This is a genomic window from Pseudomonas sp. FG6 (genome assembly GCF_057809015.1).
In genome coordinates, this window is record NZ_JBMDJD010000043.1 from 13,962 (window position 1) to 36,152 (window position 22,191).

Below are 22,191 nucleotides of genomic sequence, written 5' to 3' on the forward strand. Positions count from 1 at the left end.
TGTTCACACCGGCCCCTTGTGGGAGCGAGCCTGCTCGCGATGAAGTCGACGCGGTCTTGAACTACAACACCATCGCCGCCACCCAACCAAACGCCAGCAGCGGCAGGTTGTAGTGGATGAAGGTCGGGACCACGGTGTCCCAGATGTGGTGATGCTGGCCGTCGATGTTCAGGCCGGAGGTCGGGCCCAGGGTCGAGTCCGACGCCGGGGAACCGGCATCGCCCAGGGCGCCGGCGGTACCGACGATGCAGACAATGGCCACCGGGCTGAAACCCAGTTGCAGGCACAGGGGCACGAAAATGGTCGCCAGGATCGGCACCGTGGAGAACGACGAGCCGATGCCCATGGTCACCAGCAGTCCCACCAGCAGCATCATCAGCGCGCCAATGCCTTTGTTATGACCGATCCAGGACGCCGAGGCCTGCACCAGGCTCTGGACTTCACCGGTCGCCTTCATCACCTGGGCGAAGCCCGAAGCGGCGATCATGATGAAGCCGATCATCGCCATCATCTTCATGCCTTCGGTGAACAGGTCGTCGGTCTCGCGCCAGCGCACGATCCCCGACAGCGAGAAGATCAGGAACCCCACCAGGGCGCCGATGATCATCGAGTCCACCAGCAGCTGGATCGCGAACGCCGCCGCCACGGCAAATCCGGCGACCATCAGGCTCAACGGGTTGTAGTGCACGGCCACTTGCTCGACCCGGGCGATTTTCTTCAGGTCGTAGACGCGTTTCTTGCGGTAGCTGATCAACGACAGCAGCAGGCCGAAGACCATGCCCAAGGCCGGGATGCCCATGGCATGAGTAACGTTGATGCCGCTGACGTCCACGCCGCTGCGGGCGATGTTGGCCAGGAGGATTTCATTGAGGAAGATGTTGCCGAAGCCCACCGGCAGGAACATGTAGGGGGTGATCAGGCCGAAGGTCATCACACAGGCGATCAACCGGCGATCCAGTTGCAGCTTGGTCAGGACGAAGAGCAGCGGCGGCACCAGCAACGGGATGAAGGCGATGTGGATCGGCAACACGTTCTGGGAAGCGACCGCGACCGTGCCCAGCAGGCCGATCAGCACCCATTTGACCCCGGAACGACCAGCGGCGTCCTGGCGATCCACCATCGCCAGCGCCTTGTCAGCCAGGGCGTGGGCCATGCCGGACTTGGCAATCGCCACCGCGAAAGCCCCCAGCAACGCGTAGGACAGTGCCACCGTCGCACCGCCCCCGAGCCCTTCATTGAACGCCTTGAGCGTCGCCTCGATGCCCAGGCCACCCATCAGACCGCCCACCAACGCGCCGATAATCAGCGCGATCACCACATGCACGCGAGTCAGGCTGAGCACCAGCATGACGCCAACCGCGGCAATTACTGCATTTATCATCGTTACCTCAAAGCACAGCGATGGAAAGCCACCGGATAAAAAAGGCCGCGACTGTGCAGCAAGCGGCGCCAGGCTGCAAGGGTTATGGGGTGGTTTTCAAGCTGTGGGAGCAAAGCTTGCTCGCGATAGCATTTATACGTTCAACACAGATGTTGTGGGTGATGACGTCATCGCGAGCCAGCTGTGCTCCCACAGGCCCGCCCCCACTGGGGGTAAATACGGACTTCAGCGCTTGGGCAAGTCGATCACCACCTTCAACCCACCCCACTCGCTGTCGTCCAACACCAACGTCCCGCCCCAGGTGTCGACGATATCGCGCACGATGCCCAGCCCCAGGCCGTGGCCATCGGTCTGCTCATCCAGCCGCGAGCCCCGGCTGAACACTTGCGCGCGGCGATCCTCGGGAATACCCGGGCCGTCGTCTTCCACGGCCAGGCAGAATCCACCGGCCGTCTCGCTCACGATCAGGCGCACTTCGGCGTCGGCCCACTTGCAGGCGTTGTCCAACAGGTTGCCCAGCAGCTCCAGCAGATCTTCCCGGTCCCAGGGCAGGTGCAAGCCCGGCGCAGCAACGTAGCTCAGTTGCAGGTGTTCGCCGTGGATCATGTTCAGCGTCGCCAGTAACCCCGGCAGTTCGGCATCGCAGTCCAGGTGCGCGCCGGGCAAGGCGTCGCCGGACAGTCGTGCGCGGTTGAGCTCACGGTTCAGGCGCTGGCGAACCTGCTCCAACTGTTCGAGCAACAGCTTGCGCAACTCGGGATACGGGTCGAGTTTCTCGTTCGCCGCCAGGCTTTGCAGCACCGCCAACGGGGTTTTCAGCGCGTGTCCCAGGTTCCCCAGGGCGTTGCGCGAGCGCTTGAGGCTGTCTTCGGTGTGGGCCAGCAAATGGTTGATCTGCGCCACCAGCGGTTCCAGCTCCCGCGGCACCTGCTCATCCAGTTGCGAGCGCTGTCCGCGCTGCAACTGGGCAATCTGCTCGCGGGCCTTGTCCAGCGGACGCAGGGCACGGCGCACCGTGAGGCGTTGCAGCAACAGAATCAGCAGCAGCCCCGCCAATCCGAGGCCCAGGCCGATTTGCTGCATCCGGCGGAAACTGTCCCGCACCGGCGTGTAGTCCTGGGCCACGCTGATGGAAATCGCCTGGCCCAGGCGCCGATAGTCAGTACGCAACACCAGCAACTTCTGGCCTTCGGGCCCCAGTTGCAGGTTGCTGTGCAGGCCGGGATGGTCGAGCTGGGGCAGTTCCTGGTCCCACAAGGAGCGGGAGCGCCAGTGCACGTCGGCAAAATCGATGCGGAAATAATGCCCGGAGAACGGTCGCAGATAGGCCGGCGACAACCGTCGCTCATCCAGTTGCACCCCTTGCGGCCCACGCACCAGGGCCACCAGCAGGTTCTCGCTGTCGTTGCGCAACCCGGCTTCCAGGTAACGTTGCAAACCCAGTTCGAACAACCACAGGCTGGTCTGTGCCAGGACCAGGCCGACCACCACCATCACCCCGATCAACCCCAGGCTCAGGCGCCGCTGGATGGATCTCACTGCACCTGTCCGCCGAACAGGTAGCCCTGGCCGCGACGGGTTTCGATCACGCTGCGCCCCAGCTTGCGCCGCAGGTGATTGACATGGACTTCGAGGACGTTGGAATCGCGCTCGGTCTCGCCGTCATAGAGGTGCTCGGCCAGATGACTCTTGGAGAGGATTTGCTCGGGGTGCAGCATGAAATAACGCAGCAGGCGAAACTCGGCGGCGGTCAGCTGGATGTCCACGCCATCACGGATCACGCACTGCCGGCCTTCGTCCAGATGCAGGCCGGCCGCCTGGAGCGTCGGCTGGTTGACCTGGCCGTGGGAGCGACGCAGCAGCGCCTGGATCCGCAGGTGCAGCTCTTCGGGATGAAAAGGCTTGGTCAGGTAATCGTCGGCGCCGGCCTTGAGACCTTCGATGCGCTCGGCCCAGGAGCCGCGCGCGGTGAGGATCAGCACCGGCGCGCTCAGTCCACCGGCACGCCACTGGGCCAGCACCTCCAGCCCCGGCACGCCTGGCAGGCCGAGGTCGAGAATGATCAGGTCATAGGGCTCGCTGCTGCCCTGGTACACCGCGTCGCGACCGTCGGCCAGCCAATCGACGGCATACCCCTGTCGTGTCAGCCCGGCCATCAGTTCGTCGGCCAGGGGAACGTGATCTTCCACCAGAAGCAGGCGCATCAGTCTTCCTTATCTTTGAGCAGGAGGCCGGTCGCGGCCTCCAGGTCCAGTTCGCGCACGACGCCGTCGGTGTCCAGCAGCTCGACTTCGTAGATGTAGACGCCGTGCTTTTCTTCCAGCTCGGCCTCCAGCAACTTGGCGCCGGGGTGCAGGTCCAGTGCCCGTTGCAGCAACTGCTCCAGCGGCAGGATCACGCCTTGCTGGCGCAGGTGCAGGGCCTCGTCCTGATCCAGGTCCCGGGCCATGACCACCGAACAGAACGCCAGCAGCGACAGTGCCCATAGGCTGCGGACGCATACATTAAGCTTCATTACGTATCCTGATGATTCTTGAGCACCTCACCAGTGACGGCGTCCAGCTCAAGGTCCCAATCAATGCCCTCGGTATCGCGCAGCTCCACCTGATAGACGTACTTGCCGTACTCGGCTTCCAGTTCGGTATCGGTCACGGTGGCGCCGGGGTGTTTGGCCAAGGCCGTGGCATCAAGTTGTCCGAAAGACAGGATGGTACCAGCGTCCTGCAATTTTTGGGCTTCGTCAGCCGTGAGATCCCGTGCGTGGGCCAAGCCACTGAACGTCATGAAGGCCGTGATGAAAAAGGCAGTGAGGCGATTCATGGGGTGTCTCCTTCTTATAATCGTTACCGGGGCGGACTGTATCGGGGGGAACTTAACTGAAACTGAATGGCCATCATGGAACTCAGATCAAGGTGGATGGATGCTTGTGGGGGCCAATGCAGTGAACAACACGAAATCTGTGAGAGCACAAAATTTTGTGGGAACAAAGCTTGCTCGCGATGAACGATGGCACCGTCCTGCAGTTGAACTGTGTCGCCTGTATCGCGAGCAAGCTTTGCTCCCACAAGCCCCGCTCCCATAGAAAGCGGTGTCGCTATACTCCCTTGCTCACTCACGTCACGAGACCGATATGGCCGCCATCCACATCAAGTTTCCCGCCCTGACCCTCAAGGCCGGCCCGCGTGCGTTCGCGCGCATTCGCCAGGCCGGCCTCGACGCTGTCGATGTCGGAACCCTGCCGGGCGCCGCCGGTGGGCCCAAGGCCTTGGGTATCCAGGGGCTGGACCTGGCGCTGTTCGGCCAATGGCTGCCCGCCGCGCCCCGGGAGCGCTCGCTGATCGGCGCTTCGGTGGGCTCCTGGCGCTTCGCCAGCGCCTGCCTGCCGGACGCCGCGCAAGGGATCCAGCGCCTGGGCACCTTGTACAACGAACAGAGCTTTGCCAAGGGCGTGACCATGGCCGGGGTCAGCCAGAGCTCCCAGCGCATGCTCGATGACCTGCTCGAAGGGCGCGACCGCTCGATCCTCGACAACCCGCATTACCGACTCAACATCATGGTGGTCAAGAGCCACGGCCTCCTGGCCCAGGACCATCGCGGCCGGTTGGGCCTGGGGCTGTCGTCGGTTATCGCCGACAACCTGCGCGGTCGAGCGCGGCTGTCGCGGCATTTCGAACGGCTGATCATCCACGACCCGCGCCTGGCCCCGCCGCTGCATCCGTTGAATGACTTCCCGTCGCGCTTCGTCCCGCTGCAGATCGGCAATTTGCGCCAGGCTTTGCTGGCTTCGGGCTCGATCCCGATGGTGATGGAAGGCGTGCGCGACCTGCCGGGTGCCGGTGCCGGTACCTACCGCGACGGTGGCCTGCTGGACTACCACCTCGACCTGCCCTACAGCGGCGACGATATCGTGCTGTATCCGCACTTCACCGACCGCGTCATTCCCGGCTGGTTCGACAAGGGCCTGCCGTGGCGCCGGGCCGATGCCGGACGCCTGCAAGATGTCCTGCTGCTGGCGCCATCGCGCGAATACCTGTCCCGCCTGCCCTACGGCAAACTGCCGGACCGCAACGACTTCAAGCGTTTCATGGGCGATGACCCGAGCCGCCGCAAATATTGGCGCACGGCGATGGACGAGAGCCGCCGGCTCGGTGACGAGTTTCTCGAACTGGCCGCCAACGGCGGGCTGGGCGAGCGTTTGCTGACCCTTTAGTCAACCTGCTCGCGCGCCGCCGGTATCAACCTGATAAACTGCGCCGCCTGCCTCGCGACCGACCTCAAAGAGCCCGACCCTGTGGAAATTTTCAAAGAATTCACCTTCGAATCCGCCCACCGCCTGCCCCACGTGCCGCAAGGCCACAAGTGCGGCCGCCTGCACGGCCACTCGTTCAAGGTGGCGATCCACCTGAGCGGCGACATCGACCCGCACACCGGCTGGATCCGTGACTTCTCGGAGATCAAGGCGATCTTCAAGCCGCTCTACGAGCGCCTGGACCACAACTACCTCAACGACATCCCCGGCCTGGAAAACCCCACCAGCGAAGTCCTGGCCAAGTGGATCTGGAACGAACTCAAGCCTCTGCTGCCGGAACTCAGCGCCATTCGTATCCACGAGACCTGCACCAGCGGCTGCATCTACCACGGCGAATAACGCCCGGGCCTGTGGGAGCAAAGCTTGCTCGCGATGAAAGCGACACGGACTTTCTGCAGCCGCGGCGCCTGAATCGCGGGCAAGCCTTGCCCCCACAAGGAAACCGCATGCGCAATGAGCCCGTCTATGCTATTGGTCGATGCGATGGCGCCTTTCACGGCTGACGCGCCACTCCAAGACCTTTAAAGGACTCGCCCGATGCACATCATCAACGCCCGCCTGCGCAACCACGAAGGCTTGCATGAACTGCACCTGGAAAACGGCCTGATCGCCAGCATCGCCCGCCAGACCGAGGCGCCCAGCCTGGGGGCCGACGACCTCGATGCCGGTGGCAACCTGGTGGTCCCGCCCTTTGTCGAACCGCACATCCATCTGGATGCCACCCTCACCGCCGGCGAGCCGCGCTGGAACATGAGCGGCACGCTGTTCGAAGGCATCGAGTGCTGGGGCGAGCGCAAGGCCACCATCACCCAGGAAGACACCCGCACCCGCGCCCAGAAAACCCTGCAGGCCCTCGCCGCCCATGGCATCCAGCACGTGCGCACCCACGTCGACGTGACCGACCCCGAACTCACCGCCCTCAAGGCGATGCTCGAGGTGCGCGAGCAAAGCCGGCACCTGGTGGACATGCAGATCGTCGCGTTTCCCCAGGAAGGCATCGAGTCCTACCGCAATGGCCGCGAGTTGATGGAAGAAGCAATCCGCATGGGCGCCGACGTGGTAGGCGGTATTCCCCATTTCGAGTACACCCGCGACCAGGGCGTCAGCTCGGTGAAATTCCTCATGGACCTGGCCGAGCGCACCGGCTGCCTGGTGGATGTGCATTGCGACGAAACCGACGACCCACACTCGCGTTTTCTCGAAGTGCTTGCCGAAGAGGCCCGCAGTCGCGACATGGGCGCCCGCGTCACCGCCAGCCACACCACCGCCATGGGTTCCTACGACAACGCCTACTGCGCCAAGCTGTTCCGCCTGCTCGGGCATTCGGGCATCAGTTTCGTCTCCTGCCCCACCGAGAGCATCCACCTGCAAGGGCGCTTCGACAACTTCCCCAAACGCCGCGGCGTCACCCGGGTCAATGAACTGCTCGAAGCCGGGATGAACGTGTGCTTCGGCCAGGACTCCATCGTTGACCCGTGGTACCCGTTGGGCAACGGCAATATCCTGCGGGTCCTGGAAGCCGGCCTGCACATCTGCCACATGCTCGGCTACCGCAACCTGCAAAGCGCCCTGGACCTGGTCACCGACAACAGCGCCAAGGCCCTTGCCCTGGGCGAACGCTACGGGCTGGAACCCGGCCGCCCGGCGAACCTGCTGATCCTGTCGGCCGACAGCGATTACGAAGTGATCCGCAGCCAGGGCTTGCCGCTTTATTCGATTCGCAACGGTGAGGTGTTGATGAAGCGGCAGATGCCGGTGGTGGAATTCGGGCCGCAAGTGGGTTGATGGCGCCCACCCCTGCGGTAGGTCAGTTGACAGGAATGCGGCAGTGGCCACGCCGCAAAACGCCAGAAACGCTACGACACCCGCCGCGCCATCCCAAACAACCTGACCCCCACCAACTCGCCAGCCGCTTCTTCCAGCAAGATCGGCGCAGTGCCGCCGGGCATCACCACATTCACCGTCCCCGCCTTCACCCACCCCGCCCGCCACGCCGCGCTGGCCACGGCGCTGGCGCTAGTGCCCGACGAAGCGGTGGGGCCTTCCCCGCGCTCGAACACCCGGGCCGCGATTCGATGATCGGCCTCGCGCCAGGCCCATTGCAGGTTCACCCCCGCCGGACACGGCACGCCACCGCCACCGGGCGCCGCGTAGGCGATGCGGGTCAGGCTCCGGGACAAGGCCGGTTCGCGCATCTGCGGGTTACTCGGCAACGCCTCGGGGTTGTCCACCAGGGTCACGCAATGCGGGTTGCCCATGCTCACGAACTGGCTGTGACCCCAGGCCGGGTTCAAACCATGGAGCCCGACTACCCGACTGACGTCACGCTGGTTGAAGATCACGCACTCCACCTCTTGGGCGCCAACGGCCTGAGGACCAAACAGCGGTCGCCCCAAGTCCAGCCAGAAACCTTGCACGCCCTCGAACTCAGCGATGCGAACCGAGGTTTGCAGCGGTGATGTGCCGGTCTGTTTGTCGTGATGAACCTGCAACAGGCACGCCCCATCGGCCGGCATCAGGCCTTGCTCGCGCAGGGCCTGGGAGAAAATCGTCAGGCCATTGCCGCTGCGCTCGGCCAGGGTGCCGTCAGTGTTGACGATCAACAGATCGAAAGGCGGCGCCTCCTGGAACGGCCCCACCAGCAAGCCGTCGCTGCGATGGGCCTTGGCATCCGCAGGCGCCTCGCCCGGTACCCAACTGCAAAAGGCCTGCACGGCCGCCGCGGCCCAGGATTCGCGCACTTGCGCGGCCTGGACAGCCGAGGTGGGCAGATCAATGCCAAGCTCGCGGATCTGCCGGGGTGAAACCACGCCGTAAATATTGCCGCGTGCGTCGTAAAACTGCGTCATGGATCGGTCCCGGAGTCAGTCAGCGAAACCCCGTACTGTATGCCAGGGCTGGCGACCGGGCAAAGCTTGCCCCCGCGCAGGCACATCGGTTGGCACCTTGAGGTCGCGAGACAGTCAGTGGATATGCAAGCATAGGTCCCTGCCCGCACCCTCGCACCGCACGAAAACCAAGGACGCTTCATGACCGCCATCACGCCCCCACCCACGTTTATCCCCGGACGCCTGGAGCAGATGTCCACCCGTATCGCCTACCTCATCGCCGGTGTCGGCATCGCCGCCTGGGCGCCGTTGGTGCCATATGCCAAGGTGCGGGCAAATCTGGACGAAGGCACCCTTGGCTTGCTGCTGTTATGCCTGGGGGTCGGCTCGATCCTGGCGATGCCGATTTCCGGGGCGCTGGCGGGACGATTCGGCTGCCGTCGGGTACTCAGCGGTGGCACGCTGCTGATCTGCCTGGCGTTGCCGCTGCTGGCAACCCTGACCTCCCTGCCCTGGCTGGTGGCGGCCTTGTTCCTGTTTGGCGCCGGGCTCGGCACCGTGGACTCGACCGTGAACCTGCAAGCGGTGATCGTCGAACGGGCCAGTGGCAAGACCATGATGTCGGGCTTCCACGGCATGTTCAGCCTCGGCGGGATCATTGGCGCCGCTGGCGTGAGCGCGCTGCTAGGCCTCGGGCTTTCACCGCTGGGGGCGACGCTGGCGGTCAATATCCTGCTGCTGGTGGCGTTGTGCAAGGCGGCCCCGCACCTGTTGCCCTATGGCAGCGAAAGCTCGGGGCCGGCGTTCGCCATCCCCCATGGCGTGGTGCTGTTCATCGGCATCCTGTGTTTCATCGTGTTCCTGGCCGAAGGTGCGGTGCTGGATTGGAGCGCGGTGTTCCTGACCGCCGAACGTGGGGTGGAGACCGCCTACGCCGGGCTGGGGTACGCCGCGTTCGCGCTGGCCATGACCGTCGGCCGGCTGACAGGCGACTCGGTGGTGCATCGCCTGGGCGCCCGGCGCGTGATCATCTACGGCGGCTCGGTTGCCGCTGCGGGGTTCCTGCTGGCCACCCTGGCACCGATGTGGCAGGCAGCGCTGTTGGGGTACGCGCTGGTGGGCGCCGGCTGTTCGAACATCGTGCCGGTGCTGTACACCGCCGTCGGCAAACAGACGCTGATGCCGGAGGCGATCGCCGTGCCGGCCATCACCACCATCGGCTACGCCGGCATCCTCGCCGGGCCGGCGCTGATCGGCTTCGTCGCCCATGGCAGCAGCTTGAGTGTGGCGTTCGGGCTGCTGGCGCTTTCGTTGGTGGTGGTGGCGGCCAGTGGCAAGATCCTGAAAGTCTGAAACCTTGTGGGAGCAAGGCTTGCCCGCGATGCAGACGACGCGGTCCTTTTGAAACCGAGGTGTCTGTATCGCGAGCAAGCTTAGCTCCCACAGGCGCCCATACTTTCACAGGTGTTTTCGTTTCCCGATCAAGCCTCTGGCATCTTGCGAAAGCCCACCGCCAAGCGGTTCCAGCCGTTGATGGCGTTGATCGCCACGGTCAGGTCGACCATTTCCTTGGGGTTGAAGTGTTCGCTCAACAGCGCGTAGTCCGCGTCCGGGGCGTGGGTTTCGCTGATGCGGGTCAGCGCTTCGGTCCAGGCCAGCGCGGCGCGTTCGCGACCGGTGAAGAATGGTGCTTCGCGCCAGGCGGTCACGGCGTAGAGACGGCGCTCGGTTTCGCCCTCCTTGCGCGCGTCGGCGGTGTGCATGTCGATGCAGAAGGCGCAGCCGTTGATTTGCGAAGAGCGCAGCTTGACCAACTCCAACAGGGACTTTTCCAGGCCCAGCTTGGAGACGGCGGTTTCCAGGGCCAACATGGCTTTGAAGGCATCAGGGGAGGCGGTGTAGAAATCGATACGCGGTTGCATGCTGAACTCCAGGACAATTGGGTGTGGCGTTACGTTAGCCCCGTGCCGGCGCCGTACAAATAGCCAATTGTTGGGAAGTTCGGGTGGCCAATGGCAGGCCGGTGGAAGCAGCCAGGGAAGAGACTCTTGCGTGGCGAGGGAGCTTGCTCCCGCTGGGCTGCGCAGCAGACCCAAAACCTGACACCTCGGTGTGCCAGATGAATGGAGTCGCTCTTTTTAGGGCCGCTGCGCAGCCCAGCGGGAGCAAGCTCCCTCGCCACAGGGAACCATGCTCCCTTCAATCAGGCGCGGCTGCGCAGCCATTGCAGGAACCGCTTCTTGACCACTGGCTGGGGCACCTCGCGGATCAGGTTCTGGGCCAGGTGCATGCGCACGTCCAGCAGGTTCTTCATCGCATCGTTGATGTCGCGCCGGGCCTCCAGGCAGGGCTTGAGGTAGCTTTTCTCGATGCGATACAGGGTGCAGAACGTCTTGGCGGAAAAATTCGCCAACGCGGCCTGGTCGGACAGGATCCCTGCCTCGCCAATCACCTCCCCTGGCCCCATTCGCCCGCCCTCGAGTGTCTGGCCGTTACGCACCAGGCTCGCGCTGACCACGCCGGACTCGATGATGAACAGGTGATCGCTGACTTCTCCGGCGGCCAGGATCACATCGCCGGCACGGAAGGTTTGCAGGGTCATGTTCTGGCTAAAGGTGTCTTTCTCCTCCTGGCGCAAGGTGGAGAAAATGCTTGAGCTTTCCAACAACGCCCGGGGCCGCGAGACACCACTGGGCGCGGCGTTTTCACTGCTGGACAACAGGCTCACCCCCGAGGCTCGCAAGTGTCGGAACGCCAGGTCGAAGAGTTGATTGCGCACTTCGCGCTTCTGGCTCATGGACGCGACAAACCCATTGATCTCGTACTGCGCGCCGTCACTGTCACAGCTTTTGAGCGTCACACTCGGCGCCGGGCTCGCCAGCAACGCGCGACAGCCGATCATCGCCCGCTCCAACGCTTCGATCACTTTCTGTGGTCGCGCATGGGGGCTGACCTGGACGCTGATGTTCAGCCCGTGCACATCGCTAGGCCGACTGAAATTGATGACCTTGGCCTTCGCGGCCAGGGAATTGGGGATCACCGCCATGCTGCCCTGGGCAGTCTGCAAGCGCGTGGCGCGCCAGTCGATGTCAGTGACGCGGCCTTCGGTGCCATCGATGGAAATCCAGTCATCGAGCTGATAAGGCTTGGTGGTGTTGAGCACGATGCCGGAGAACACGTCGCTGAGGGTGCTTTGCAGCGCCAGGCCGACGATGATCGCCATCGCCCCGGACGTCGCCAGCACGCCCTTGACCGGCAGGTCCAGCACATAGGCCAGGGCCGCGATGATGGCGATCAGGAAGATCACCGCGCCCAGCAGATCCTGCAGCAACCGCCCGGTATGACCGACGCGTTGCATCATCACCGCGCCGATCATCACCGTCAGCGTGCGCGCGGCGAACAGCCACCAGGCAATCTGCAACCCTGTGGCGGCCAGATGTCGCGGCACGTTATCGACCCACTGCGCCGGCTCCATGGGGTTGAGCCCTTCGTTGAACAGCAAAGCGCTGAACAACGAAAAAATCACCAGCCGCGCACCGATCTTCCAATAGACCCGATCCGCGCTGACCAGCCGCCATATCAGTAGGTCGAGCACCAGCAGCGCCAGGGAACAGAGCAGCGGGTGCTCGGAAATCAGAAACAGCATCGGGACAGCTCCAGGAAGGCCATTGGCGAAGATTGGCACAGATTGAACCGGCTGTAGAGATACTGTGGGAGCGGGCTTGCTCGCGAAAGCGGAGTGTCAGCGAAGTACATGTCCGCTGGCACAACGCCTTCGCGAGCAAGCCCGCTCCTACATGTTGAATCGGAGTGGCTATTCCATCCGGCCAAAGCGCCCGGAATGAAAATCGGTGAACGCCTGGTGGATTTCCTGTTCGCTGTTCATCACGAACGGGCCATGGCCGACGATGGGCTCGTCGATCGGTTCGCCGCTGAGCAACAGCACCACCGCGTCGTTGTCGGCTTGCAGGTACACCTGGTCACCTGCCCGGTCGAACAGCGCCAGTTGTCCGGCCTCGACGCGCTCGCGACCATTGGCCTGGACCGAACCGCGCAACACCACCAGGGCCGTGTTGCGACCTTCGTGCAGGTCCAGGGTGAGGTCTTTGCCGGCGTTCAAGCGGATGTCCCAGACGTCGATGGGTGTGAAGGTCTTCGCCGGGCCGTGATGCCCGTCGAAGGTCCCGGCGATCAGGCGCAGGCTGCCGGCGTCGTTCTTCAACGCGATGTTCGGGATGTCGTCCTTGAGGATCGTCTGGTAGCCGGCCGGGGCCATTTTGTCCTTGGCCGGCAGGTTGACCCACAGCTGCACCATTTCCATGAATCCACCTTGCCGAGCGAAGGCTTGGGAATGGAATTCTTCATGGATGATCCCGGAAGCGGCGGTCATCCACTGCACATCGCCAGGGCCGATCTTGCCGCCGCTGCCGGTGGAGTCCCGGTGTTCCAGCTCGCCCTGGTAGACGATGGTCACCGTTTCGAAACCGCGATGAGGGTGCTGGCCAACGCCGCGTCGCTCGGTGGTCGGTGTGAATTCAGTGGGCGCGGCGTGGTCCAGGAGCAGGAACGGGCTGATGTGCTTGCCCAGGTTGTCGTAGGAAAACAGCGTGCGAACCGGGAAGCCATCGCCAACCCAATGGGGCCGCGGGCTGGTGTATAGGCCGATGATGTTTTTCATGCTGTGTCTCCAAATCAGGTGTTGCGAAGATGGACACAGCTTAAAACCGAGCTGTTTGCAGCACTAGACGGCAAAAACCGGCCTTAGCGTTCTATCCAGAGAACAATAAACCACCGTTTGGATTCAGTTCATCTAGAGGTGATTACGCTTGGCAAATTCCGACAAGCCCACCAAGGACTGCAAGCCGAGCTTTTCCAACAGGCGGGTCTTGTAGGTGCTGACTGTCTTCGGACTCAGGAACAGGTTTTCGGCGATGTCCTTGCCGCGCATGCCCATGGCCAACATGCGCAGGATGGACAGCTCGCGGGTGGAGAGGCTTTCCAGGGCCTGTTGCTCGCTGCGCTGCTGGAAATCCAGCCTGACGGACACTTGGGGGAAATAGGCGTAACCGGATTTCAACGCCTGGATGGCCTTGGTCAGTTCCTTGAGGTCGCTTTTCTTGGTCACGAACCCACGGGCACCGGCCGAGATGCAGCGGTTGCAAAAGTGCTGCGCGTCCTGGGAGGTGAACACCAGCACACTGCACTCCGGGTACTGGGCCATGATCCAGACCAACAGGTCCAGGCCATCGAAACCGTTCATCACCAGGTCCAGGATGACCAGGTCCGGCGGGCTCTCCTTGATGAATGCCCTGGCTTCGGCCGCGCCGTTGGCGTCCCTGATGTGGCTGAACCCCTCATTCTGGCAAACGAGCCGAAGCGCTCCTCGGATGACAGGGTGGTCGTCCACGATCAATACGTCTTTCAAGGCAATTCCCCAGGTCAAAACAAACGGCACCGGTGCCATGACTGCACCGGACTCTTGCACAAGCGCCAGGCCACGCCACCTGTCAGGTCCGACAGTGCCGACCGACGGTCGATCTCAACGCCCATGGCCCTGCCGAAGCGGGCGCTCCCACGTTTGCAGCGACTCATCGGCCTGAGGGTCAACGTGCGTCATCAGTCGCTTGAGTGAAGCCAGATCAGGTAATGGCGCTTGGTTCAGGTGCAGGCTCGATCGACGTGCGACGGGCATCGGCGAGAAAGCAATCGGCTCAGCGTTGTAGATCATCCCGTGACGGACCTGTGGGTTATAGGCAACAAAATCCTGGAGGTCCAGCGCCCCGCTTGCCAGCCCGGCGTTGATGACCACCAGGTCGAACGGCTCGCTGCCGTACTCCACCAGTGTCAGCAGCGCCTGCATATGGCTCACGGGGACTATCCGGAAATAGCCCAGTTGATTGAGCAGGCGCTCCAGTACGACTCGATGGGCGTGGTGTGGGTCGGCAATCAGGATACGGAGTGCTTTGTTCGGCATGGCAAGCTTTCCAATAGCAACGCGCCAGGTAAGGACCGGCTCAAGAACATTAAGGGCCGTCAGGCTAGAGGAAGCGTTTGAAAGACGATGTAGGACTATTCCGAAAATATGGACAGACGCCGCCCTTACATGGAGGGAATTTATCGTAATCAGGAGCCAAGGGGACCGCTTCGCGGTCCAGCGGGAGCAAGCTCCCTCGCCACATGGGTCTTGAGTTGATCCTTCAGTTGCTCCATGGCTTGGTGAAGGATTTCCACGGGTTCGGCGAGTTGCAACGCGTGACCTCCCCGGCAAGCGTTTTCCAGCGCCTCGCAGGCCGCGACCAGGCGTTGCGCGTCAATGATGCGTGCACCGCCCTTGATCCGGTGCGCCAGGTCCGCCAGGCCCGGCAGGTCTTGTCCGGAGAACAACTGCAGCAGTCGCGCTTGATCCTCGGCATTGCTGTTGAGCAGTTCTCCCAGCAATTGCTTAAGCGCATTGGTGTCATCGCCGGTCAGTTGTTCCAGGCTGCTCAAGTCGAAGTCGTCGCTGGACGAGGCCGCCGAAGCGTGGGGCGTGACCGAGGCCAGGCAGCCATGGAGCACCGTCAGGCTGATGGGTTTGAACAGGCAATCGTCCATCCCGGCGTCGACGCAACGCACCTTTTCCTCGGGCTGGGCGTTGGCCGTGAACCCCAGGATCACCCCGGGCAACAGCTGACGGGCGCGCTCCTCGGCGCGAATGGCGCGGGCCAGCTCATAACCACTCATCAAGGGCATGTTGCAGTCGGTAATTACCACATCGAAGTGCTCGCTGCGCCAGGCCTGGAGGCCCTCGATACCGTTCTGCGCCTCCTCGACGCGGTGTCCCAGGTAGCCCAGTTGCCGGGACAGCAGCATCCGGTTGGCCGGGTAGTCGTCGACCACCAGGATCTTCAGCACCGGCCCCGGCAGCAACGCCTCGCCCGCGCCATGCTCCACCGCCGGCAGGGCGTCGAGCACCGGCAGGCTCAGCAGGATCTCGACCTGCGTGCCCTCCCCCGGCTCACTGTGCAACGTCAGTGTGCCGCCCATCATTTCGCACAAGGTGCGGCTGATGACTAACCCCAACCCGGAACCGCTGCGCGCCGACTGGGCGCCTTGGCTGGCCTGGGTAAAGGGACTGAACAGGCGACGCTGGTCTTCGGGGGAAATGCCGCAGCCGGTGTCCTCGACCCGCAGGCAAATAGCCAGGCTCGCATGCCCGGGGTCCGGCTCGCCGCGCACACTCAGACGCACCTGGCCCTGCTCGGTAAACTTGATGGCGTTGCTCAACAGGTTCGAGACGATCTGCTTGAAGCGCAAAGGATCGAGCGACACATCGCAGTCGATCGCGGCGTCCAGCGTCAGTATCAAGCCCAGGTGCTTCTGCCGGGCCAGGCCCTCGAAAATCCGCACCACCGACTCTACCAGGGCCTTGAGGTTGGCCCGCTGCGGCGTCAGCGACAACCGGCCCGACTCGATGCGGGCGATGTCGAGGATGTCGCCGATCAAGTCGAGCATGCCATGGGCAGCACCCGACGCGACTTCGATGGCGGACCGGTCGACGATGCCCTGGTCGGCCTTTTTCAGCGCCAGCTCCAGCATGCCGATCACCGCATTCATCGGCGTGCGGATCTCATGGCTCATGGTCGCCACGAAGGTGGTCTTGGCCCGATTGGCGTCGTCGGCACTTTCCTTGGCGAGCCGCAGTTGCTCCAGCACGCGCCGCAAGTAAATGACCCAGCCCAAGGTCACCAGCAACAGCAGCGCGGCGACGGCAAACCCTTGCAAGATAGTGGTGCGGTTGCGCAGCCAGTAACTGTTGTCGATCACCACTTCACTGCGCCAGCGATTGGTCAACTCGTCCATTTCTTCGGGGGAGATGCTCAACAGCGCCTTGTCCAGGATCGAGTAAAGCTCCAGTGCCCCACGGTTCGTCGCCAACGCAACACGTGCCGGCAAGGTGCCCACGGTGCTGGTGACCTGCAATTTGTCGCGGTACTGGCGGGAGATCATGTAGCGGGCGCTGATCAGCGGATTGATCGCCGCGTCCGCCGTCCCGGCGGCCACCATCGCCATGGCGTCGGCCGCGTTCTGTGCCGCCACCAACTGCACGCGCGGGAACTGCTCCAACAAAAACTCACGCAATACGTTGCCACGCACCAGCGCCAGGCGCTGGCCGGCCAACTGGTCCAAGGTAAGCGGTGCCTTGGCCCGGGCCGGCACCACCAGCACGAACGGGTTCGTCAGGTACGGCCGGGTAAAGCGCAACTCGCTTTCGAGTTCGGCGCTGGGGATGGCGGTGACGAGGACGTCAGCCTGGCCGCGCTTGATCCGGCCGATCAGGTCATCCACCGAATCGCCACGCTGCACATCGAATTTCAGACCGGTGCGCAGGCTGATCCTGGCCAGCACATCGGCGCCGATGCCGCGCAATTGGCCTTGCTCGTCGAAGAATGTCAGCGGCAGGAAGTTCTCGTTGACCGCCACGTTGATCCGCGGATGGGCGTCGAGCCAGCGTTGCTCGCGGACGCTGAAATGCATCGTTTGCTGGCCCGGCATGCTCGCGCCGCCCGCACTCCAACGCCGCAGGATGCTCATGCGTTCGCCGGCGGGAATGGCTTGTAGCGCGGCATTGATGACGCGCAACAGGCGCCCATTGTCGCGATTGACGGCGAAGGCAAAGGGCTGCACTTCCATGCGCGAGAAATCCGCGAGCTGGACGTTGTTCAGGTAATTCTTGCTGATCAGGTAGTTGGCACTGATCGAATCCCCCAGGTAGACGTCGGCCTGACCGAACGCCACGGCGCCGATGGCGCTGAGAGTCGAGGGGTACAGCTGCAAGGTGGCGTCGGGATAAAAGGCCTTGACCGTGTCTGGTGGCAAATAGTGATACAGCATGGCCACCCGCTTGCCCGCCAGGTCCGGGGGCAGGTCCTGGCTGTCGTCGACGCGAGCCACCAGGGTGGGCAGGTCATCGGCGTAGGCCTGGGACATCGCCAGGTCCGGCTCGGCGGCCTCGAAGCCGTTGGCGGTGCCGAGCAGGTCGATATCACCGCCGCGCAAGGCCTGGAGCGATTCGGCGCGCGACGGATAGCGCCGGATTTGGACCTGAACGTGCAAGAGCTGCCCCAGCAGTTGCGCGTAGTCGGCGGTCAGGCCTTCGTAGTCGCGACCGCTGCCGGTGATGCTGAAAGGCGCGTAGTCCGGCGCCGAGGCCCCCAGCAGCAAGGTGCCCTTGTCGCGCAACCAGCGCCAATCGGCCGGAGCCAGCGACACCGCATAGTCGCCCACATCGGAGCGCCCGAGTACCTGCAACGACTCGGGCGCCGCGTCAGCCTGTGGCACCACACTCAATGAGCCCAGCAACAGCGCCGCCAGGCCTGTGCGTAGAAGCAGCATCATCTGATTGTTTCGCTTGGCATGATCGGCCGGGCGTACCCCCGACGTCACAATCCGTCAGCGGCAACCGGCTAAGGGGTTCAGACTGCCAATACGAGGGAACAGCGAACCGTCCATGGGCCTGTCAAACGGACAAACGGCGACAGGTACGGAAATAAGTGTAGGAAATTTCCGAAGAATTGCCCGTTGGCATCGAAGGCGTTTTCCAATTCGTGTTCGACCCGCACCAGACGTACGGGTCCGAAACACAGGCCAGCAGTCGCACCCAGGCCGGTCGGCACATCAGCCCCGACGTGCCCCTCGAAGTGGCGGAAAAGACTTTCGGGGGGTTGGTAGTTCATGGAACGCTGCCCTTGTGGCGAGGGCGCTTGCTCCCGCTCGACTGCACAGCAGGCGCAACATCTTCCAAGACTTCCGAAGATTGTGGGTCGCTTCGCAACCCAGCGGGAGCCAGCGCCCTCGCCACAAAAGCAGCTTGGGCTTCTATCGCCATTTATCGCCCCGCCCCGCTTCGAGTTGCCAGCCCGCAAAACCCCTCCTAAGATCGGAGCCCACACGGGTGCAGCGGAGCTGCCCGACAAAAACCCGACTCAAGGATCCGGCATGAGCCATATCAAACGTCCCATCACCACCCCACCCCGAACAGGCCTCACCCGGGAAGATCTCTGGGAAAGCCACGATCGGGGCCTGATCAAATGCTGGGAAATCGGCCGCGAGCGGGCGATGAAATTTCCCGAACTGGCACAACGCTGCCAAGCCGGCGAGTTACCGGTACTGGGCTGGAAAGGCGGTGTCAGCCGCAGCTTGAAGAAAAACGAAAAATTCGGCTGCCTCAAGTACCTCGCCCAATGGCAAGGCCTGCGCGGTGAAGACCTGGACATCGACCTGTCCCAGGAACGTACCCTCACCTGCTCCAGCACGAACATGATCGTGACGTTCACGCCGGATCGAGCCAAATACGTTAATCAGGAACCCGCCTGAACATAACCGTGCGATGCCGCAAGCCGCCTCAAGACAGGGCGGCAAACCGCTCGCGATAGGCCTGGGGCGTCACGCCCATCGCCCGCAAAAAACCACGGCGTAGGGTTTCCTCACTGCCGAAGCCGCACTGCACCGCAACGCGCTTGATGGGTAGCGCGGTGTCGGCCAGCAGCCGGCGGGCAGTTTCCACGCGAATCAACTCCACGGCCCGCGCCGGGGTCTGGCCGGTGTCGGCACGGTAGTGGCGTACAAAGCTGCGCTCGCTCATGCCCGCCTGGGCCGCCAGATTCGACAGCCCCAGGTCTTGAGTAAGGTTCTCGGCGATCCAGGCGTGCAGCTCATCAAAACGGTTGCCCTGTTTTTGCAGGGACAACATCACGCTGAATTGTGATTGCCCGCCAGGTCGCTTGAGGAACACCACCAACTGCCGAGCGACCTCCAGGGCCATGGCGCGCCCCAGGTCGTCCTCCACCAGGGCCAGGGCCAGGTCGATGCCGGCCGTGACCCCAGCCGAAGTCCAGACCGGACCGTCGTTGATAAAGATCGGATTGGGTTCGACCCGCAGCTGCGGATGCTGCTCGGCCAGTTGTTCGCAGCGCGTCCAATGGGTTACCACGCGCCGGCCATCCAGCCAGCCGCTGGCTGCCAGCAGAAATGCCCCAGTACACACCGAGGCCACCCTGCGCGAACGCAAGCCATGTTCCTTGACCCAGGCCACCAGCGCCGGGTCTTTAGCCGCCTCGTACACGCCCCAACCACCGGCGATCAACAACGTGTCACTGCCTTCGCTTGGCAGCGGCTCGGCCATCAGCGTCAACCCTGCCGAGGACACCACCGCCCCGCCCCCGGCAGCTATGACCCGGGGCGCGTAGGGCAACGGCAGACCTTGCTGACGAGCCAGGTCGTTGGCCGACGCGAACACCTGCAAGGGCCCGGTGACGTCCAGCACTTGCACGTTGGCGAAGGCCAATACATGAATGGTTTTCGGTATATGGGACATATTGGCGTGATTCGAGGGTTTATTGGCGTATGCGCCAGAGCCTACGGACCTAAAGTAAAACCGTCCACCCCTCGGGCACCATCCACAGGAGAAACGCCATGACGCTACAGATCGGTCTACTGTTATTTCCCCAGGTCCAGCAGTTGGACCTCACCGGCCCTTATGACGTGCTGGCTTCGTTGCCGGACGTGAAAGTCCACCTGATCTGGAAAGACCTGGCCCCCATCACCGCCAGTACCGGGCTGGTGCTGTTGCCAACCACCACGTTCGCCGACTGCCCGAAACTGGACGTGATCTGCGTCCCCGGCGGAAGCGGCGTCGGTCCCTTGATGGAAGACGAACAGACACTCGCCTTCATCAAGCGGCAGGCCGCCGAGGCCAAATACATCACGTCGGTGTGCACCGGTTCGCTGGTGCTCGGTGCGGCGGGCCTGTTGCAGGGCAAGCGCGCCACCACCCACTGGGCCTATCACAGCCTGCTGCAAACCCTGGGCGCGACACCGGTCAAGGACCGTGTAGTGCGCGACGGCAACCTGCTCACCGGTGGCGGCATCACGGCGGGGATCGATTTTGCCTTGACCCTGGCAGCCGAGTTGTTCGACCAGGACACCGCCGAACTGGTCCAGCTGCAACTCGAGTACGCCCCAGCCCCACCCTTCAACGCTGGCAGCCCGGACACCGCTCCCACGCAAGTCGTGGAGCAAGCCCAGCGGCGCGCCGCAGAATCGTTCCGCGTGCGCTCGCAGATCACCCAACGCGCCGCGGCGCGGCTGGAACTGGCTTGATGGTACGTCCCGGCCAGATATAGGCCGGTGGCGAGGGGGTATCTCCTCGCCACGCAGGTCAGGTGCCAGCCCGAATACACCGTTTCCTGGCGCAAGCCTGTTGGTCAAGAGTGCGTGAAGCCTGGGACGCGGGTGTCATGCGCGAAGCACTTTTTCGCAGACGAAAAAAAACCCGCCGAAGCGGGTTTTTCCAAGACCATTACGACTCCCTGTCGATAGCCATCCTTGCAAGGTCGATCGTCCCTGATCCTGAGCACTTCCTGTGCTTCAGTGGATGAGTCCAGATTACGCGTCGGATCCAAAGTGCAATAGAAGACATAACTACCAAGGCGTGTAAGACATTCGCTATACCTGACTTGCAAAAACCTTCGCGCTCGCGATTCGGACGGCCAAAGATCAGGTTTTACTCAGGAATGCCTCGATGTTGGCCATCTGCTCGTCCCAGCCACGGCTATCCATGCGAAAGGCCTTGAGGCGACGCGCCTCTGGAAGGCTATCAAACCCCGATTCCACCACTTTGAGCAGGGTGCCGCCGTCCATGTCCTCCAGATCGAACTGCACCCGTGTTTCGGACTCCTGGGAATAATCCACCTGCGGCTCGACCGCGTAAGGGTGCCAGCGGAACGAGAACACCCGTTCAGGCTCCACGCGCTCCACCAGCACGTCCCAGACGAGGTGTTCGTAGCCTGGGTAGGTAATCTGGCCCTGGGTCCGCTCACCTGCCACAAACCGCTTACCCTCAAGGGCAACGCCAAACCATTGGCCAAAGGCCTCTGCATTGGCCAGGGCCCGCCAGACATGGGAACGCGACGCCTTGAGCAGGATCTTTCTTTCAATGCGATCAGATGAATGCATGGGTCACCTCCTGTGTTCAACAGTAGGCTTGTAAGACCACGAGGCCAACTGGAAAGTTGTATCAGACCGCCGTCTTCAATTGTTGCCGAGGCAAAAACGGCACGGGGGCAATGTAAACTTCCCCGGCACTTTCAGCCTCATCATGAAGAGATTGACCATGTTCCCACGCTTGCTTCTGGCGACGACGCCACTGTTTTTTCTCACTGTGGCCCAAGCCGACGACTGTGCCAATGCCACGACCCAAGGTGACATGAACCAGTGCGCCGCCCAGGAAAACAAGGCCGCCGACAAAGAGCTCAACCGTTTGTACCAGCAGATCACCGCGCGCCTGAAGGACAGCCCCGAAACCAAGCAAATGCTGGTCAAGGCTCAACGAGCCTGGATCAGCTTCCGTGACGCCGAGTGCAGTTTCTCCGCGTCTGGAGTCGAAGGGGGAAGTGTCTACCCCTTGATCCACAACAATTGCATCACGGCCCAGACCAAGGCTCGGATCGAGGCATTCAAGGCCTATCTCAAATGCAAGGAAGGGGATTTGAGCTGTCCGGTGCCAGAGGCTTAACAAGCTGAATGCAAAAAAGGATGGCCCACAGGTCATCCTTTTTCTGAAAGTTTTTCAAGCACAAAAACAAAACCCCTACCTGCATCAGCAGATAGGGGTTTCGGAATTTAATCTTGAC

General features: G+C 62.9%; 21 protein-coding genes. 7 read left to right on the top strand and 14 right to left on the bottom strand.

Translation table 11 applies throughout. The features are described from left to right. Positions 1-61 precede the first annotated feature (61 nt). The 5 genes from ACODSJ_RS21880 to ACODSJ_RS21900 all read right to left on the bottom strand — a co-directional run bounded on the left by ACODSJ_RS21880 (position 62) and on the right by ACODSJ_RS21900 (position 4,201). Positions 62-1,378, bottom strand: a complete 1,317-nt coding sequence (locus ACODSJ_RS21880) for a Na+/H+ antiporter family protein (RefSeq protein ID WP_489103743.1) — start codon at positions 1,376-1,378, stop codon at positions 62-64. Positions 1,379-1,606: 228 nt separating this feature from the next. Next, a complete protein-coding gene (locus tag ACODSJ_RS21885; protein ID WP_489103722.1) occupies positions 1,607-2,920 on the bottom strand; it encodes a sensor histidine kinase in 1,314 nt (437 codons plus the stop codon). Further along, positions 2,917-3,585 carry a response regulator transcription factor gene (locus ACODSJ_RS21890; protein WP_489103723.1) on the bottom strand — a complete coding sequence of 223 codons (669 nt, stop codon included), beginning with the start codon at positions 3,583-3,585 and terminating at the stop codon, positions 2,917-2,919. The genes ACODSJ_RS21885 and ACODSJ_RS21890 overlap by 4 nt, the downstream gene beginning before the upstream one ends. Beyond that, complete coding sequence (locus tag ACODSJ_RS21895) at positions 3,585-3,896, bottom strand: PepSY domain-containing protein (RefSeq protein WP_489103724.1); 312 nt, start codon at positions 3,894-3,896, stop codon at positions 3,585-3,587. The genes ACODSJ_RS21890 and ACODSJ_RS21895 overlap by 1 nt, the downstream gene beginning before the upstream one ends. After that, on the bottom strand, positions 3,896-4,201 hold the full coding sequence (locus ACODSJ_RS21900) for a PepSY domain-containing protein (RefSeq protein ID WP_489103725.1): 306 nt from the start codon (positions 4,199-4,201) through the stop codon (positions 3,896-3,898). The genes ACODSJ_RS21895 and ACODSJ_RS21900 overlap by 1 nt, the downstream gene beginning before the upstream one ends. A gap of 310 nt (positions 4,202-4,511) precedes the next feature. On the opposite strand from ACODSJ_RS21900, the gene ACODSJ_RS21905 reads away from it, so the two are divergent. The 3 genes from ACODSJ_RS21905 to codA all read left to right on the top strand — a co-directional run bounded on the left by ACODSJ_RS21905 (position 4,512) and on the right by codA (position 7,475). Beyond that, positions 4,512-5,591, top strand: coding sequence for a patatin-like phospholipase family protein (locus ACODSJ_RS21905; RefSeq protein WP_489103726.1), 1,080 nt, complete (start codon positions 4,512-4,514; stop codon positions 5,589-5,591). 81 nt (positions 5,592-5,672) lie between these two features. Beyond that, positions 5,673-6,029 carry a 6-carboxytetrahydropterin synthase QueD gene (gene queD / locus ACODSJ_RS21910; RefSeq protein ID WP_489103727.1) on the top strand — a complete coding sequence of 119 codons (357 nt, stop codon included), beginning with the start codon at positions 5,673-5,675 and terminating at the stop codon, positions 6,027-6,029. A 198-nt stretch (positions 6,030-6,227) separates the two neighbouring features. Next, entirely contained in the window at positions 6,228-7,475 is a 1,248-nt protein-coding gene (codA, locus tag ACODSJ_RS21915; protein ID WP_489103728.1) for a cytosine deaminase, read from the top strand. Positions 7,476-7,546: 71 nt separating this feature from the next. Here the strand turns inward: codA and ACODSJ_RS21920 are convergent, their stop codons facing one another. Beyond that, entirely contained in the window at positions 7,547-8,539 is a 993-nt protein-coding gene (locus tag ACODSJ_RS21920; protein WP_489103729.1) for a diaminopimelate epimerase, read from the bottom strand. 180 nt (positions 8,540-8,719) lie between these two features. Here ACODSJ_RS21920 and ACODSJ_RS21925 point away from each other — a divergent pair, with 180 nt between their 5' ends. Next, complete coding sequence (locus tag ACODSJ_RS21925; RefSeq protein ID WP_489103730.1) at positions 8,720-9,871, top strand: MFS transporter; 1,152 nt, start codon at positions 8,720-8,722, stop codon at positions 9,869-9,871. 128 nt (positions 9,872-9,999) lie between these two features. Here the strand turns inward: ACODSJ_RS21925 and ACODSJ_RS21930 are convergent, their stop codons facing one another. The 6 genes from ACODSJ_RS21930 to ACODSJ_RS21955 form a co-directional block, all read right to left on the bottom strand. Next, on the bottom strand, positions 10,000-10,440 hold the full coding sequence (locus ACODSJ_RS21930) for a carboxymuconolactone decarboxylase family protein (RefSeq protein WP_489103731.1): 441 nt from the start codon (positions 10,438-10,440) through the stop codon (positions 10,000-10,002). 281 nt (positions 10,441-10,721) lie between these two features. Further along, a complete protein-coding gene (locus ACODSJ_RS21935; protein ID WP_489103732.1) occupies positions 10,722-12,164 on the bottom strand; it encodes a mechanosensitive ion channel domain-containing protein in 1,443 nt (480 codons plus the stop codon). Between the two features lie 168 nt (positions 12,165-12,332). Continuing rightward, positions 12,333-13,196: a pirin family protein gene (locus ACODSJ_RS21940; RefSeq protein ID WP_489103733.1), complete on the bottom strand. Its 864-nt coding sequence runs from the start codon at positions 13,194-13,196 to the stop codon at positions 12,333-12,335. A 132-nt stretch (positions 13,197-13,328) separates the two neighbouring features. After that, positions 13,329-13,943 (bottom strand): response regulator, encoded by a 615-nt coding sequence (locus ACODSJ_RS21945; RefSeq protein ID WP_489103734.1) that lies wholly within the window; start codon positions 13,941-13,943, stop codon positions 13,329-13,331. Positions 13,944-14,057: 114 nt separating this feature from the next. Continuing rightward, on the bottom strand, positions 14,058-14,492 hold the full coding sequence (locus ACODSJ_RS21950) for a response regulator (RefSeq protein ID WP_489103735.1): 435 nt from the start codon (positions 14,490-14,492) through the stop codon (positions 14,058-14,060). A gap of 149 nt (positions 14,493-14,641) precedes the next feature. After that, positions 14,642-17,896, bottom strand: a complete 3,255-nt coding sequence (locus ACODSJ_RS21955; RefSeq protein ID WP_489103736.1) for an ATP-binding protein — start codon at positions 17,894-17,896, stop codon at positions 14,642-14,644. Positions 17,897-18,496: 600 nt separating this feature from the next. Here ACODSJ_RS21955 and ACODSJ_RS21960 point away from each other — a divergent pair. After that, complete coding sequence (locus tag ACODSJ_RS21960; RefSeq protein WP_489103737.1) at positions 18,497-18,874, top strand: hypothetical protein; 378 nt, start codon at positions 18,497-18,499, stop codon at positions 18,872-18,874. 28 nt (positions 18,875-18,902) lie between these two features. Here ACODSJ_RS21960 and ACODSJ_RS21965 read toward each other — a convergent pair whose 3' ends face one another. Next, positions 18,903-19,874, bottom strand: a complete 972-nt coding sequence (locus tag ACODSJ_RS21965) for a GlxA family transcriptional regulator (RefSeq protein ID WP_489103738.1) — start codon at positions 19,872-19,874, stop codon at positions 18,903-18,905. 98 nt (positions 19,875-19,972) lie between these two features. On the opposite strand from ACODSJ_RS21965, the gene inhA reads away from it, so the two are divergent. Next, positions 19,973-20,659: an isonitrile hydratase gene (inhA, locus tag ACODSJ_RS21970; protein WP_489103739.1), complete on the top strand. Its 687-nt coding sequence runs from the start codon at positions 19,973-19,975 to the stop codon at positions 20,657-20,659. Between the two features lie 396 nt (positions 20,660-21,055). Here the strand turns inward: inhA and ACODSJ_RS21975 are convergent, their stop codons facing one another. Beyond that, complete coding sequence (locus ACODSJ_RS21975; RefSeq protein WP_489103740.1) at positions 21,056-21,514, bottom strand: SRPBCC family protein; 459 nt, start codon at positions 21,512-21,514, stop codon at positions 21,056-21,058. 157 nt (positions 21,515-21,671) lie between these two features. Between ACODSJ_RS21975 and ACODSJ_RS21980 the strand changes: the two genes are divergently transcribed. Further along, positions 21,672-22,073 carry a lysozyme inhibitor LprI family protein gene (locus tag ACODSJ_RS21980; protein ID WP_489103741.1) on the top strand — a complete coding sequence of 134 codons (402 nt, stop codon included), beginning with the start codon at positions 21,672-21,674 and terminating at the stop codon, positions 22,071-22,073. Positions 22,074-22,191 lie beyond the last annotated feature (118 nt).